Origin of the sequence: Streptomyces platensis (assembly GCF_008704855.1) — a bacterium.
In the GTDB taxonomy this organism is placed as follows: Bacteria; Actinomycetota; Actinomycetes; order Streptomycetales; family Streptomycetaceae; genus Streptomyces; species Streptomyces platensis.
In genome coordinates this window covers 2,415,563-2,429,927 of record NZ_CP023691.1, presented here as the reverse complement: position 1 = coordinate 2,429,927, position 14,365 = coordinate 2,415,563, and the positions used below count along the sequence as shown (strand labels likewise).

13 protein-coding genes and 1 riboswitch are annotated in these 14,365 nt (G+C 71.6%); of the genes, 5 read left to right on the top strand and 8 right to left on the bottom strand.

Annotated elements, in window-relative coordinates:
- Positions 1 to 111 precede the first annotated feature (111 nt).
- Positions 112 to 1,128 carry a 2-hydroxyacid dehydrogenase gene (locus CP981_RS10520; RefSeq protein WP_085927279.1) on the top strand — a complete coding sequence of 339 codons (1,017 nt, stop codon included), beginning with the start codon at positions 112 to 114 and terminating at the stop codon, positions 1,126 to 1,128.
- On the opposite strand, the gene CP981_RS10515 is transcribed toward CP981_RS10520, so the two are convergent.
- Positions 1,094 to 3,043: an anthranilate synthase family protein gene (locus CP981_RS10515; RefSeq protein ID WP_085927278.1), complete on the bottom strand. Its 1,950-nt coding sequence runs from the start codon at positions 3,041 to 3,043 to the stop codon at positions 1,094 to 1,096. The two genes, CP981_RS10520 and CP981_RS10515, sit on opposite strands and share 35 nt — an antisense overlap.
- A gap of 259 nt (positions 3,044 to 3,302) precedes the next feature.
- Here CP981_RS10515 and CP981_RS10510 point away from each other — a divergent pair, with 259 nt between their 5' ends.
- Both CP981_RS10510 and CP981_RS10505 read left to right on the top strand, forming a co-directional pair.
- Positions 3,303 to 4,646 (top strand): class II 3-deoxy-7-phosphoheptulonate synthase, encoded by a 1,344-nt coding sequence (locus tag CP981_RS10510; protein WP_190146092.1) that lies wholly within the window; start codon positions 3,303 to 3,305, stop codon positions 4,644 to 4,646.
- Positions 4,647 to 4,818: 172 nt separating this feature from the next.
- A complete protein-coding gene (locus CP981_RS10505) occupies positions 4,819 to 5,073 on the top strand; it encodes a (2Fe-2S)-binding protein (protein WP_167536079.1) in 255 nt (84 codons plus the stop codon).
- Positions 5,074 to 5,143: 70 nt separating this feature from the next.
- Here the strand turns inward: CP981_RS10505 and bfr are convergent, their stop codons facing one another.
- Positions 5,144 to 5,620 carry a bacterioferritin gene (bfr, locus tag CP981_RS10500; protein ID WP_085927275.1) on the bottom strand — a complete coding sequence of 159 codons (477 nt, stop codon included), beginning with the start codon at positions 5,618 to 5,620 and terminating at the stop codon, positions 5,144 to 5,146.
- 156 nt (positions 5,621 to 5,776) lie between these two features.
- Between bfr and CP981_RS10495 the strand changes: the two genes are divergently transcribed.
- Positions 5,777 to 6,400, top strand: a complete 624-nt coding sequence (locus CP981_RS10495) for a sulfite oxidase-like oxidoreductase (protein WP_085927274.1) — start codon at positions 5,777 to 5,779, stop codon at positions 6,398 to 6,400.
- A 45-nt stretch (positions 6,401 to 6,445) separates the two neighbouring features.
- Here CP981_RS10495 and CP981_RS10490 read toward each other — a convergent pair whose 3' ends face one another.
- The 6 genes from CP981_RS10490 to thiO form a co-directional block, all read right to left on the bottom strand.
- Positions 6,446 to 6,958: a DUF4396 domain-containing protein gene (locus CP981_RS10490; protein WP_085927273.1), complete on the bottom strand. Its 513-nt coding sequence runs from the start codon at positions 6,956 to 6,958 to the stop codon at positions 6,446 to 6,448.
- A 40-nt stretch (positions 6,959 to 6,998) separates the two neighbouring features.
- On the bottom strand, positions 6,999 to 7,898 hold the full coding sequence (locus CP981_RS10485; RefSeq protein ID WP_085927272.1) for a deoxyribonuclease IV: 900 nt from the start codon (positions 7,896 to 7,898) through the stop codon (positions 6,999 to 7,001).
- Positions 7,899 to 7,964: 66 nt separating this feature from the next.
- Complete coding sequence (pknB, locus tag CP981_RS10480; RefSeq protein WP_244329611.1) at positions 7,965 to 9,953, bottom strand: Stk1 family PASTA domain-containing Ser/Thr kinase; 1,989 nt, start codon at positions 9,951 to 9,953, stop codon at positions 7,965 to 7,967.
- Between the two features lie 503 nt (positions 9,954 to 10,456).
- Positions 10,457 to 11,251, bottom strand: a complete 795-nt coding sequence (locus CP981_RS10475; RefSeq protein WP_085927270.1) for a thiazole synthase — start codon at positions 11,249 to 11,251, stop codon at positions 10,457 to 10,459.
- A gap of 9 nt (positions 11,252 to 11,260) precedes the next feature.
- Positions 11,261 to 11,476, bottom strand: coding sequence for a sulfur carrier protein ThiS (gene thiS / locus CP981_RS10470; protein WP_085927269.1), 216 nt, complete (start codon positions 11,474 to 11,476; stop codon positions 11,261 to 11,263).
- A 76-nt stretch (positions 11,477 to 11,552) separates the two neighbouring features.
- Positions 11,553 to 12,776: a glycine oxidase ThiO gene (thiO, locus tag CP981_RS10465; RefSeq protein ID WP_208852921.1), complete on the bottom strand. Its 1,224-nt coding sequence runs from the start codon at positions 12,774 to 12,776 to the stop codon at positions 11,553 to 11,555.
- A riboswitch (TPP riboswitch) is annotated at positions 12,774 to 12,886 on the bottom strand. (Overlaps the previous gene by 3 nt.)
- A 154-nt stretch (positions 12,887 to 13,040) precedes the next feature.
- On the opposite strand from thiO, the gene CP981_RS10460 reads away from it, so the two are divergent.
- Positions 13,041 to 14,282: an NAD(P)/FAD-dependent oxidoreductase gene (locus CP981_RS10460; RefSeq protein ID WP_085927267.1), complete on the top strand. Its 1,242-nt coding sequence runs from the start codon at positions 13,041 to 13,043 to the stop codon at positions 14,280 to 14,282.
- The last annotated feature ends 83 nt before the right edge of the window (positions 14,283 to 14,365 follow it).

Here is a 14,365-nt window from a genome sequence, read left to right as displayed (position 1 = left end):
CTCCGGGCGGCACCTCCGGGCGATGGGCCGTATATTCGCCATACGCGACCTATCCGGCCTATCGCTCATGGGCGGGAGATTCTGAACCGGCGGAAGCACCCGGGAGAACTCGTGGAGATCGTCGCCTTCGGCGTGCAGACGGATGAGCAGCCGTATCTGGAGCGGGCCTTCGCCGGCCGCCACCAGGTCCGCAGCCTCGATGTCTTCCTCAACCGCGACACCGCCCCCATCGCCCGCGGCTACGAGATCGTCAGTTCCAGCGTCAGCGCCGATCTGGGCGCGGACGTCCTCCAGACCCTCGCGGCCGGCGGGACGAAGATGATCGCCCAGCGCTCCACCGGCTTCAACAACATCGATCTGGAGGCCGCGGCCGACCTCGGGATGAGCGTCGGCCGGGTCGCCCACTACTCTCCGCACGCGGTCGCCGAATTCGCCTGGGCGCTGGCGCTGGCCGTCGACCGGCGGCTGATCCGGGCCACGAACCGCACCCGTAACTTCGACTTCCGGCTGGACGGCCTGATGGGCCGCGATCTGCGCGGGCGTACGGCGGGGGTGCTCGGCACCGGCAGGATCGGCACGGCCTTCACCCGGATCGCCCATGGCTTCGGCATGAATCTGCTGGGCTGGGACCTCGCCGAGAACCCGCATTGCGTGGAACTCGGCATGAAGTACGTGGCCCGGGAGCGGCTGTTCGCCGAGGCGGATCTCGTCTCCCTGCACCTCCCGCTGACCGACGACACCCGGCATCTCGTCGACGCCGCCGCGCTGGCCGCGATGAAGGACGACGCGATCCTGATCAACACCAGCCGCGGCGGGCTGGTCGACACCGCGGCCCTCGTCGACACGCTCAAGGCCGGCCGGCTCACCGGTGTCGGCCTGGACGTCTACGAGGAGGAGGCCGCGTTCTTCTTCTTCGACAAGTCCCTGGACATCATCAGCGACGACACCCTCGCCCGCCTGATGACCTTCGGGAATGTGCTGGTCACCTCGCACCAGGCGTACTTCACCCAGGACGCGGTGGGCCAGATCATCGAGGCCACCGTGGCCAACGTCGAGGACTACCTGGCCCACCGCACCAACGAGAACATGCTGGTCACACGAGGACAGCTGCCAAAAGCTGCGCCGTGACCGAGGCACCGTCCAGGGTCAGCACCGACTCCGGGTGGAACTGCACCCCGGCGAAGCCCGGACCGCGCAGCGCATGCACCTCACCGGTGGCCGCATCCCGGCTCAACTCCACGCGGTGCATCGCCAGTTCGGCCGCGGTGGTGTCATCGCAGCGGGCCGTGAAGGTGTTGTAGAAGCCCACCGTCTCCTCGCGCCCGAAGAACTCGATCCGCTCCTGCGCGCCCTGGAAGGGCACCTCCTTGCGGACGATCTCCAACCCCAGCTCCGCGGCGAGGAGTTCATGCCCGAGGCAGACCCCGAGAAGACCGTGCCGGTGCCCCGCGACCAGCTCGGCGGTCAGCGACCGCAGAAAGCGCATCTTGGGGTCGGCGGCGTCGGACGGATCGCCCGGCCCCGGGCCCAGCACCACCGGCCCCTGGTGCGCACGGGCGGCCGCGCGCAGCCCCGGTTCGTCGAAGCGGCGCACGGTGACGGTCAGCCCCGAGGTGCGCAGCAGATGCGCCAGCATCGCGGTGAAGGTGTCCTCCGCGTCGATGACCAGGGCGTGTCCGCTCAGCTCGGCGGTGGGCGCGGTGGTCTGCATCCGCAGCCAGAACGGCGCCAGATCGGCCCGGCGGGCGTCCAGCGCGGCCCGCACCCGCGGGTCGTCGGCCAGCCGCGGCGGCCGCCCCCCGTCCGCCGGTCGCGCGGGCGCCGGCCGCACACCCAGCGCGCTCAGCACCCCCGCGGCCTTGGCGTGCGTCTCGGCGACCTCGCCGTACGGGTCGGAGCCGCGCACGAGCGTGGCACCGACCGGCACCCGCAGCCGCCCCCCGGCGGAGATGTCGGCGGTCCGGATCAGGATCGGCGAGTCCAGTGTCTGCGCCCCGCCGGTGTCCCGCCCGATCAGCGCCAGCGCCCCCGCGTAGTAGCCGCGCCCCCGGCCGTCGGCGTCCACCGGCTCGTGCCGCTCGATCACCCGGCAGGCGTTCTGCACCGGCGACCCGGTGACCGTCGCGGCGAACATCGTCTCCCGGAGCACCTCGCGGACATCGAGGGTGGACCGGCCGCGCAGCTCGTACTCGGTGTGCGCGAGATGCGCCATCTCCTTGAGCCGTGGCCCGACCACCACACCGCCCTTGTCGCCGACGGTGCACATCATCTTCAGCTCCTCGTCCACCACCATGGACAGCTCCTCGACCTCCTTGCGGTCGCCGAGGAACGCCAGCAGGCTCTCGGCGGTGGGGCCGCCCTCCGGGTAGCGGTAGGTGCCGCTGATCGGATTCATCACGACCGTCCCGCCGGAGGCCCGGACGTGCACCTCGGGGCTGGCGCCGACCAGCGTGTGCACCCCCGGGCGGTGCACCACATACGTCCAGTACGCGCCGCGCTCACCGGCCAGCAGCCGCCGGAACAGCGCCAGCGCGTCGGCCGCCGAGAAGTCCGCGATCTCGCCCTCGAACGTCCGGCGGATGACGAAGTTCGCGCCCTCGCCGGTGCCGATCTCGTCCCGGACCACCCGCCCGACGATCCCGGCGTAGGCGTCGTCGTCCACGTCGAACGCCCCGTCCGTCACCCGCACGTCATGGGCGGGCAGCGCCGCGAATATGTCGTCCAGGGGCAGCTCGGCGGTCTCCCGTGGGCGCAGCACGGCCAGCGGGGCGCCATCGTCATGGGCCCGGAAGCCGCGCTCGCGGATCTGCCGGAACGGGATCAGCGCGAGCGCGTCGGTGACCGGCGCGTCCGGCACGCCCTCGCCCAGCGGGATGTCGGCCAGCCGCTCGACCTCCGTCACCTCGCCGGTCAGCACCTCGACGACGGGGGAGGCGGCCTCCCGCCCCGGGGTACGGCGGTACAGCAGGGCGAACGGCGGGCACGCGGGGTCGAGCAGCCGCTGGACGAGCGCGGCGGCGGGGGCGGGGGGCTCGCGGTGCATGGCGGGGGTTCCTTCCAGGAGAGGAGGAACGGCCGCCGGAAAAGGCTGAAGGCCGCCCCTCGGGCGGCCTTCGCGAAGTGTGGGATGTGCGCGCGAATCAGTGGGCCGCCGGATGAGCGGTCCACCACCAGTTGCTGTTCATCGCAGGTCGCGTGCACATGGAGGGCACCTTACCGGACCCTCCGAGTGCCCTGCGTCTCAAAGTCCGGATGCCGGGACGGACAGTCCGCCGGGACCCCGTAATGTGGGGCTTGTGACCGTGAACGCTGAAACCCACGCCGGTGGCAACACCTGGCAAGACCTGCCCGCGGCGCAGCAGCCTGACTGGCCGGACCAAGAGGCTCTGCGCGATGTGATCGCGGAGCTCGAGTCCTATCCGCCGCTCGTCTTCGCGGGCGAGTGCGACCAGCTGCGCGAGCGTCTGGGAGCGGTCGCCCGTGGTGAGGCGTTCCTGCTTCAGGGCGGCGACTGCGCGGAGGCCTTCGACGCCGTATCCGCCGAGCACATCCGTAACAAGCTCAAGACGCTCCTCCAGATGGGCGCCGTCCTGACCTACGCCGGGTCCGTCCCGGTGGTCAAGGTCGGCCGGATCGCCGGCCAGTACAGCAAGCCGCGCTCCAAGCCCACCGAGACGCGCGACGGGGTGACGCTGCCGACCTACCGCGGCGACTCCGTCAACGGCTTCGAGTTCACCGAGGCGGCCCGGATCCCGGACCCGCAGCGGCTGAAGCGGATGTACCACGCCTCCGCGGCGACCCTGAACCTCGTGCGCGCCTTCACCACCGGCGGCTACGCCGACCTGCGGCAGGTGCACGCCTGGAACCAGGACTTCGTGAAGTCCTCGCCCTCCGGACAGCGCTACGAGGCGCTGGCCCGCGAGATCGACCGCGCGATGAACTTCATGAACGCCTGCGGGGTCAACCCGGAGGAGTTCCGCACCGTCGAGTTCTACGCCTCCCACGAGGCGCTGGTCCTCGACTACGAGTCCTCGCTGACCCGCGTCGACTCGCGCACCGGCAACCTCTACGACGTCTCGGGCCACATGGTCTGGATCGGCGAGCGCACCCGTCAGCTGGACGGTGCGCACATCGAGTTCGCCTCGCGCATCCGCAACCCCATCGGCGTCAAGCTCGGCCCGACGACCACCGCGCAGGACGCGCTGACGCTCATCGAGCGCCTCGACCCGGAGCGGGAGCCGGGCCGGCTGACCTTCATCACCCGCATGGGAGCGGACAAGGTCCGCGACAAGCTCCCCGAGCTGGTCGAGAAGGTCACTGCCTCCGGCGCGCAGGTCGCCTGGATCTGCGACCCGATGCACGGCAACACCTTCGAGGCCGCCTCCGGTCACAAGACCCGGCGCTTCGACGATGTGCTGGACGAGGTCAAGGGCTTCTTCGAGGTCCACAAGAGCCTCGGCACGCACCCGGGCGGTATCCACGTCGAGCTCACCGGTGACGATGTCACCGAGTGCGTGGGCGGCGGCGACGAGATCTTCGTCGACGACCTCCACCAGCGCTACGAGACCGCCTGCGACCCGCGGCTCAACCGCAGCCAGTCGCTCGACCTGGCGTTCCTGGTGGCGGAGATGTACCGCGATCAGTGAGGCGATCGGCCGCTGACCTGCACCGACGGTCAGGGACATAGCAGAGGTGGGGCGCGGATCCTGTGATCCGCGCCCCACTGCGTTGTGTAGCCCCTGCCGGGCCAGGTAAGGTAAGGGTTACCTCACTGAAGATCAGCCGGATCGGTGGGGCATCCCACCGGAGGTGAACCGCGTGTACGTCTGCTCTTGCTTCGGGATCACCGAGCAGCAGGTCCGCGACCACGCGGATACGGGCGCCTGCACGCCCCGCCAGATCGCCTCCGCCTGCAAGGCGGGCACCGACTGCGGCGGCTGTGTGCGCCGTATCCAGTCGCTGCTCGGCCGTGGGGACTGCCCCCGCCGGGAGCTCATCGACAGCGGCGCGCCCGAGCCGCTGGCCGCGGAGGCGGGCGCAGTGGCGCCCGCGGCGCTCTCGGGGGCCGCGTAGCCCTCAGGGGCACCGGCGATCTCCCCCTGCCGGCCGGGCCGCCGCGGAGCGCGGGCATCCGGCAGCTCGCTCAGCTCGGCTGCTCGATGACCTGGGCGATGTAGAGCGCTTCCCCTAGCTTCTCGATCAGTTCCAGCTGGGTGTCGAGATAGTCGATGTGGTGCTCTTCGTCCGCGAGGATGTCCTCGAAGATATTCGCCGACGTGATGTCGCCCTTGTTGCGCATGAGCTCGATACCGCGCTTGAGCCGGTCGATGGCCTCGACCTCCACCTGCCGGTCGGCCTGGAACATCTCGGTGACGGTCTGGCCGACCCGGACATGGAACAGCCGCTGGTAATTCGGCAGACCGTCGAGGAAGAGAATCCGGTCCGTGAGGATCTCCGCGTGCTTCATCTCGTCGAAGGACTCGGAGCGGGTGTACTTCGCGAGCTTCGTCCAGCCGAAGTTCTCCTGCATCTTGGCGTGCAGGAAGTACTGGTTGATCGCGGTCAGCTCGGCGGTCAGCTGCTCGTTGAGGAATTCGATGACCTCGGGGTCGCCCTGCATGGCAGCGGGCTCCTTCCACGCGAGAACTGGGCAGGTGCCGCGCATCCTCGCACCGCCCGGAGTGAGGCGTCCAGTAAGTGCATGCTTAGTACGAGTTGCCCGAATCCCTCCCATCCCTGGTCATCGGCACCCCTTCCGGTCTGACAACATGGAGGCATGGGTCAGCCGGAAAGCCGCGAAGAGGAGCCTGTCGAGCTGCCTCCGGGGCAGCGGCTCCAGCGGGGCTGGCCGGTGACGCATTACGGGCCGGTGCCGAAGTTCCGCGCCGAACGCTGGGAGTTCCGGGCATTCGGCGCCACCGCCGACGGGGCGAAACACTGCTGGTCGCACGAGGAATTCACGGCGCTGCCGTACAGCACGGTCGTCGCGGATATGCACTGCGTGACGAAATTCAGCATGCTGGGAGCCGAATGGGGTGGGGTACGCACCCGGACGATCCTGGAGCTGGCGCCGCCGGCACCCGATGCCACCCATGTCATGGTGTGGGCCGAGTACGGCTTCAGTTCGAATTTGCGGATCGAGGATTTCGCGGCGGAGAACTGCCTCTTCGCCACCCATCGCTCCGGTGAACTCCTCACCGCGGAGCACGGATTCCCGGTCCGTCTGATCGTGCCGCATCTGTACGCATGGAAAGGGCCGAAATGGGTCCGCGGCATTGAATACATGCGGGCCGACCGCCGCGGCTTCTGGGAGGAACGCGGCTATCACAACCTGGGCGACCCGTGGCGCGAGCAGCGCTACTCGTACCAGGAAGAGCCCGGCGACGGCCCCGAGCTCTGAGCCGTGGCCCCGGGGCGGATTTCCGTGACCCGGCGGGCTCCGTGATCAGTGATACCGGTGCACCACCGCATGCCCCTTCCCCCGGCCGATCATCCACTTGTTGACCGGCGTGGTCACCACGAAGGCGAGCACCAGGGACGCGGCCAGAGTGCCCCAGAACAGCGCGTCCGAGAGCTGGGCATCCATGGCGCTCGGCCAGAGCACGATCAAACCGTTGTCGATCAGCTCCATGACGGCGATGGACAGTGTGTCGGCGGCCAGCGCGACCCGGAGCGCCGCCCGGAGGCCGACGCCCGCCGCCAGGACGCCGCGCACGGTGAGCGCATAGCCGAAGACGAAGGCCAGCACGATCGCCAGAATCATCGTAGGGACGTTGTGCCAGGCCAGCGCCGTGCCGATCACCATGCCGAGGATCTCGCCGATGGCACAGCCGGTCAGACAGTGCAGGGTCGCCCGGGCGGCCGGCGCCCAGCCGGCCGGGCCGGCGGCGGCGTGCGGGACGGCCGCAGCGCCGGTGTCCGGTGCTGCGGTTCCGTGCTCGTGCGGTGCCTGCTCCATGGAAACCCCCAACGCGAGGTAGCGGTCCCGGCCGGCGGTCTCAGGGCGCGCGCAGCTCCTTGAGCCGGGCCACGTCCGCCGCATGGCCCTCCTTGCCGCCCGGCGTCTCGACGACCAGCGGCACGCCGGCCGTCGCCGGATGGACGAACAGTTCGCCGAACGGCTCCGCACCGATGTGACCTGCGCCGATGTTCTCGTGCCTGTCCTTGTGGGCGCCGGCCACATCCTTGGAGTCATTGGCGTGGATCAGCTTCAGCCGGCCCTCGCCGGTGACGTCCACCAGCTCGTCCAGCAGCGCCTTCATCCCGCCGGGCGCCGCCATGTCGTGCCCGGCGGCGAACGCATGGCAGGTGTCGAGGCAGATCCCCAGCTTGGGGTGCCGGTCCAGCGCGTCGAAATACGGACCGAGGTCCTCGGCCCGCGCGCACAGCGACGCGCCCTGCCCCGCCGTCGGCTCCAGCAGCAGCCAGGGGTCGTCCGGATGCGTCAGCTCGTCGAGCAGCGGCCGCATCTGCTCCCTGACCTGCGCCAGCGCCACCGCACGGGCCCGTCCGCCGGTCGCCGAGCCGGTGTGCACGACCACCCCGAGCGCCCCGATCTCCCGGCCGCGGCGCAGGGAGTGCCGCAGCGACGCCACGGACTTCTCGACGGTCGCCTCGGTGTGCGAACCGAAGTTGATCAGGTACGGCGCATGGACGTACGCCGGAATCCCCTGCTGCGCACAGGCCGCCCGGAACGCCTCGTCCTGGCCGGGGTTGCCGGGGACCGTCGCCCAGCCGCGCGGATTGGCCACGAAGACCTGCACGACCTCGTCGCCCATCTCCTGGGCGTACGGAATGCCGGTCTTCGCCAGACCGCCGGCCACCGGCACATGACCGCCGACCGGATTACGGGCACGGGCGCGCTGCTCGGCGCTCTTCTGGGAGGGGGAGGTACTCACCCTCCCAGGGTGCCAGGTGCGCCGTGGCCGCTGTCCGCCGGACGGCCGCCACGGCGCGGCAGGAGGTTACAGCGCGCCCTTGAGCTTGATCGTGATCGTGCCGCCCTTCGGCGCCTTCTTGCCCGCCTCCACGGACTGCGACTCGACCTCGTCCTGCGGGAACAGGAACGGCTTGTCCACCTCGACCTGGAAGCCGAGATCCGACAGCTGCGTCTTGGCGTCCTCTTCGCTCTTGCCGGTGACATCCGGGACGGGGACCATCTCCGGGCCCCTGGACAGCGTCAGGGTGACCGTTTCGCCCTTGCCCACCGTGCGGCCCTCGGCCGGTGTCTGCCGGGCGACGGTGCCCTTGTCCTGGGTGGAGAAGACCGGCTCGTCGGCGAAGCGCACCCGCAGGCCCGCCGCCCGCAGGGTCTCGGCGGCGTCCGCCCGCTTGCTGCCGAGCACACCGGGCACCTCGATCTCGGCGCCCCGGCTGATGGTCAGCCCCACCGCCGTATCGGGATGCCGCTTGCTGCCCGCGACCGGGTCCGTACGGATCACCGAGCCCCTGGCCACCTCGTCGCTGAACTCGTTCCGCTCGGTGCCCGGCTTCAGCCCGAGGTCGCGCAGCTTGCGCTTGGCGTCCGCGACCGGGGTGCCGGACAGATCCGGGACGGCGACGATGTTCGGGCCCCGGGAGACGGTGATCGTGACCGTGCCCGTCCCCCGGATCTGCTTGCCGTTGGCCGGGTCCAGCTTCATCACCCGGCCGCGGTCCACAGTCGAGCTGAAGCCGCGCACCACCTTCACGCCCAGCCCCTCGTCCCGCAGCGTCCGCTCGGCCTTGGCCTGCGGCATGTCCAGCACCGCCGGGACGGTGGTGAACTGGCCGAAGTTGATGTACCAGACGCCGGTGCCCGCTCCGAGGAGCAGCAGCACCGCCGCGGTGATCGTGGCGAGCTTGTGCCGCTGGAGGAGCCCGCCACGGGGCGCCTCGGGCGCCTCGGATGCCCGGACCGGACGCAGCCGGGTCGTCTGCTCCGACGGCGGCACCTCCAGCCGGCTGGTGCGGTTCAGCTCCGCCTCGTCCGTCCCCGGCAGCGGCGGCTGTACGCCCTCGGGGCGGGGTATCACATCCGTACGCTCCGAGCCGTCGCCCGCCCCGCCGCCGAGGCCGCCCGCGGGCACCTCCTTGGCCTGCGGCGGTACGACATCCAGCTGGGCGTCCGTCAGCTGCGCACGGGCCTCCTGTGCCCGGTACAGCAGCGCCACCGCGTCCTGCGGGCGCTGCTGCGGATCACGGGCGCAGGCCAGCGCGACCAGCTCGTCCAGCTGCGGCGCGAGACCGGGCACCAGCCCCGACGGCGGCAGCACGTCCTCGTGCAGATGCTGGTAGAGGACCTGCGCCACCGAGCCGCCGTTGTGCGGCTTGCCGCCGGTCAGCATCTCGTAGAGCACCACACCGCAGGCGTAGACATCGACCCGGGCGTCCGCGGTGCCGTGCTCCATCTGCTCCGGGGCGAGATACGAGACGGTCCCCAGGACCGAGCCCGTCGAGGCGGTGGTGTGCGTGTCCACCGCCCGCACCAGACCGAAGTCGGCGACCTTCACCCGGCCGTCATCGCCGATCAGGACGTTCTCCGGCTTCATGTCCCGGTGCACCAGCCCGGCGCGGTGCGCGGCCCCCAGAGCGGCCAGAATCGGCTCCAGGACGTCCAGCGCGGCCCGCGGCTGGAGGGCGCCCCGCTCGCGCAGCACATCGCGCAGCGTGCAACCGGCGACGTACTCCATCGCCAGATAGACGTACGTCCCGTCCGTGCCCTGATCGAAGACGCCCACCACATTCGGATGCGACAGCCGCGCCACGGACTTCGCCTCACGGATGAAGCGGTCGACGAACGCCCCGTCCGTCGCAAGCGTCGGGTGCATCACCTTCAGCGCGAGCAGACGGTCCAGCCGGGTGTCCATGGCTTGGTAGACCGTAGCCATACCGCCTGCGGCGATGCGCGCCTGGACGCGGTAGCGGCCGTCGAGCAGCTGACCCACTAGGGGGTCCTGAAGGGTCGTATCCACGGCAAACGAGTGTATGGCCTATTCCTACGTTGTTGCTTTCCCGCCGTTCCGCTGCGCTTTGCCTCGGCCGACGTTTGCGGGTTCCCCGCCGTTGCGCCTGCGGCGGGCGTTGCCGCTGCGCGGGGCTGTCGGGGTGCGGTGACGGGCCTGCGCGGGTGGGGGTTTCCGGACTGCTTCGCTTTACGTCCGGAAACCCCCACCCGCTCCGGCCCGTCCCCTCCCGTTGGGGGTGGGGAAGAAGGCCGGTGGGGCTGACCGTAGTGGTCCGGCGCGCCTCGTCATCGGGGGAAATCAGCCACAGCGCCCGCCCCCACCCACCTGTACTCACTCCCCCACGGGAGGGGACGGGCCGGAGGGGCCGGTGTGTGGGACGTAAAGCGAAGCAGTCCCACACACCGGCCCCGGAGGTCCGTCACCGCACCCACAGCCCCGCGCAGCGGACCCCGCCCGCCGCAGGCGCAACGGCGAGCAACACCTACGGCGGGAAAGCCGAAAACGTGGGGCTAAAAAGCGGGACGCTCAGGGTCGAAGGCGGCCACCCCATCCGTCGGGGAGGACGCCACGGCGAAGTGGCGACGGGGGATGCGGCCGGCCCGAAGGGCCATGCGGCCCGCCGTCACCGCGTGTCGCATCGCTGTGGCCATCAGTTCCGGTTCCTGGGCGCGGGTGACCGCGGATGCCAGCATGACGGCCGCGCAGCCCAGTTCCATGGCCAGTGAGACGTCCGAGGCGGTGCCGGCGCCCGCGTCGAGGATGACGGGGACGGCGGCCCGCTCGGTGATCAGCTGGAAGTTGTGCGGGTTGCGGATGCCCAGGCCGGAGCCGATCGGTGAGCCCAGCGGCATGATCGCGGCGCAGCCCACGTCCTCCAGCTTGCGGGCCAGCACCGGGTCGTCGTTCGTATAGGGCAGCACCGTGAAACCGTCGTCCACCAGGGTCTCGGCGGCGTCGAGGAGCTCGATCGGGTCGGGCAGCAGGGTCCGCTCGTCGGCGACGACCTCCAGCTTGACCCAGTCCGTGCCGAGCGCCTCGCGGGCGAGCCGGGCGGTGAGCACCGCCTCGCCGGCGGTGAAGCAGCCCGCGGTGTTCGGCAGCACCCGGATCTTGTGGCGCTCCAGTACGGACAGCACCGAGCCCTGCACGGTCGGATCCAGCCGCCGCATGGCGACCGTCGTCAGCTCCGTACCGGAGGCGAGCAGCGCCCGCTCCATGACGTCGAGACTGGGCGCGCCACCGGTCCCCATGATCAGACGGGACGCGAAGGTGGTGCCGGCAAGGGTGAACGGATCGTCGGCCATGTCTGCGGATCAGCCTCCCTGGACCGCGGTGAGTACCTCGACGCGGTCGCCGTCGCCGAGCGGGGTGGTGGGCCACTGGGTGCGCGGCACCACGACTTCGTTGACCGCCGCGGCCACCCCGGCCGGTGCCTGGGACAGCGTCGCGACGAGCCGGTCGAGGGTGAGTCCGCCGGGGATCTCACGGGCCTCGCCGTTGACGGACACGGACACGGTGGACGCGCTCATGCGCCGGCCTCGCTTCGTTCGGCGGGCCGGCCCTCGCCGCCCGCGCGCCTGTTCACGGTTCGCTCGATGCGCTCGCTCATACGGGCTGCTCCTCGGGGGCACGGGTGGGTGCCGGCCCCGGGGTGGCGGGGGAGAAGCGCGCGGGGGAGAAGGGGCGGGCCTCCTCGGGGAGGCTCCCGGTGGTCAGGACCTCGGCCATCGCGTCACCGGTGACCGGCGTCAGCAGCACCCCGTTGCGGTAGTGGCCGGTGGCCAGGTGGAGGCCGGGCAGTGCGGTCGGCCCCAGGAGCGGCGCGTTGTCGGGGGAGGTGGGACGCAGCCCGGCGCAGGTCTCGACCAGCGGCAGCTCGGTGATGCCGGGGACCAGCTCATGGGCATCCCGCAGCAGCTCGTAGACCCCGCCGGCGGTCACGGTGGTGTCCCAGCCCAGCTCCTCGCTGGTGGCGCCGACGACCAGTTCGCCGTTCTCCCGCGGCACCAGGTAGAGGGGACCGCCGCGGACGACGGCCCGTACGGTGCGCGACAGGAAGGCGGGACTGCCCGCGGGCACCTCCGGCAGCCGCAGCCGCAGCACCTGGCCCTTGACCGGCCGCACCGGCGGCAGCACCTCGTCGGGGACACCGGCGAGACCGCCGCTGTGGCTGCCCGCCGCCAGCACGACCTGACCCGCCGACAGCCGGGTGCCGTCGGCGAGTTCGGCGCCCGTGGCGCGCCCGCCGCCGACCGTCAGCCGGACCGCCGCGCTCCGGTGGAACGCCACGCCGGCGCGCTCACACGCGGCCAGCAGGGCGCTCACCAGCCGCCGCGGATCGACCTGATGATCGCCGTCCACCCGCAGCCCGCCGCGCACCCCGGGGGCCAGCATCGGCTCCAGGCGGCGGCACTCGCGCCCCGTGAGCCACTGCGAGTCCAGTCCGGAGCGGGTCTGGAGCGCGTGCAGCTCGCGCAGATGGGCGCGGTCATCGGCGTCCAGCGCGACGGCCAGGGTGCCGCACCGCCGGTAGCCGATCCGCTGCCCGGCGGCCTCCTCCAGCTCTTCGGTGAACCGCGGATAGCGCTGCGCCGAGGCGAGATTGAGGCCCAGCAGGGTCTGCTCGCCGTAGTGGAGCTCGGTGACCGCGGCCAGCATCCCGGCCGCGACCCGGGCCGCACCGCCGCCGGGCGCGGGATCGGCCAGCGCGACGGTCAGCCCGCGGCCGGCCGCCCGCCAGGCGGTGACCAGGCCGATGACGCCGCCGCCGAGAACGAGCACATCGGGACGCGGCGCGGCCGGTCCCGTCGGTGTGGCAGGTGGATGCATGATCTTTCAGCCCCTCCCTTCGCCGGCATGACCCGGATCAGGTTCGTACGGTCGGAGGCCGGCCAGCCTCCCTCTCAGCCCGGTACGTCCGGGCTCCCGCGAGTGCGTGTATCCGTCAGCCTAATACGGGGCCGCGAGACGCCGTAAGGCACGGCCCCCGGCACCCAGGGGCCCGATTTCCGGGACGGCCGACGGTGACGGTGTGTCAGAGATCTCCTTGCGTGCTGCTGCGAGCGGCGTCACGGACCGTCCTAGAGTGATCGGGTGAGCGAGCAGAGCAAGTCCTCCCAGGCCCCTGACCGCACGCCGCGCGTCGTGATCATCGGCGCGGGAATCGCGGGTGTGCAGACCGCGGTCGCCCTGCGCGAACAGGGCTGGCGCGGTGCGATCACGCTCCTCGGCGACGAGCCCCACCAGCCCTATGACCGCCCGCCGCTGTCCAAGGCGGTCCTGCTGGGCAAGGCCGAGGGCTCCACCTTCGACATCGACTTCGCCGGCCTCGACATCGAGCTCCGTCTGGGCCACCCGGTCACCGCCCTGCTACCGGACGCCCGCCTCGTCGAGACCGCCGACGGCCCCATCCCCTACGACTACGCGGTCCTCGCCACCGGCGCCGAACCGATCGTGCTGCCCGGCAGTGAAGGCATGCCCGGCGTCCACCTGCTGCGTACCCTCGACGACGCCGAGCGGCTGCGTCCGGTGCTCGCCGCCCAGCACGAGATCGTGGTCGTCGGGGCCGGCTGGATCGGCGCCGAGTTCGCGACCGCGGCCCGGGAGGCGGGCTGCGCGGTCACCGTCGTCGAGGCCGCCGAGCGCCCGCTGGCCGGTGCGCTGCCCGCCGAGGTGGCCGCCCACATGACCGGCTGGTACACGGACGCCGGCGCCGAGCTGCGCACCGGCGCCCGGGTCGCGTCCGTCACCGCGGGCGCGGTCACCCTCGCGGACGGCGTGACCCTGCCCGCCGACGCGGTGGTCATCGGGATCGGCGCCCGGCCCGCGACTGGCTGGCTGGCCGGCTCGGGCGTCGAGGTCTCCCCGCAGGACGGCTCCGTCCTCGCCGACGACCGGCTGCGCACCTCCGTGCCCGATGTCTACGCGGTCGGCGACTGCGCCTCCTTCCCGTCGGCCCGTTACGGCACCCGCCTGCTGATCCACCACTGGGACAACGCCCTCCAGGGCCCCCGTACGGTCGCCGAGAACATCGCCCGCGGCGACGCCGAAGGGCTGGTCTACGACCCCGTGCCGTACTTCTGGTCGGAGCAGTTCGGCCGCTTCGTGCAGTACGCGGGCCACCACGGCAACGCCGACGAGCTGGTCTGGCGCGGCGACCCGGCGGGGGCCGCCTGGTCGGTGATCTGGCTGAGGGAGGGACGGCTCGTCGCGCTGCTGGCCGTGGGGCGGCCGCGGGACCTCGCCCAGGGGCGCAAGCTGATCGAGCGGAGCGTCGTACTGGACCGCGAGCGGGCCGCGAACGCGTCCGTACCGCTGAAGGCCGCCGCCGTGTAGCGCGCGGTGGCCGCCGGTTGCCGGGCGGCCGCCGTCACCCTCCGGTGTGCACGAAGCCCCTGATGGCGATGCCCGGCTACCGG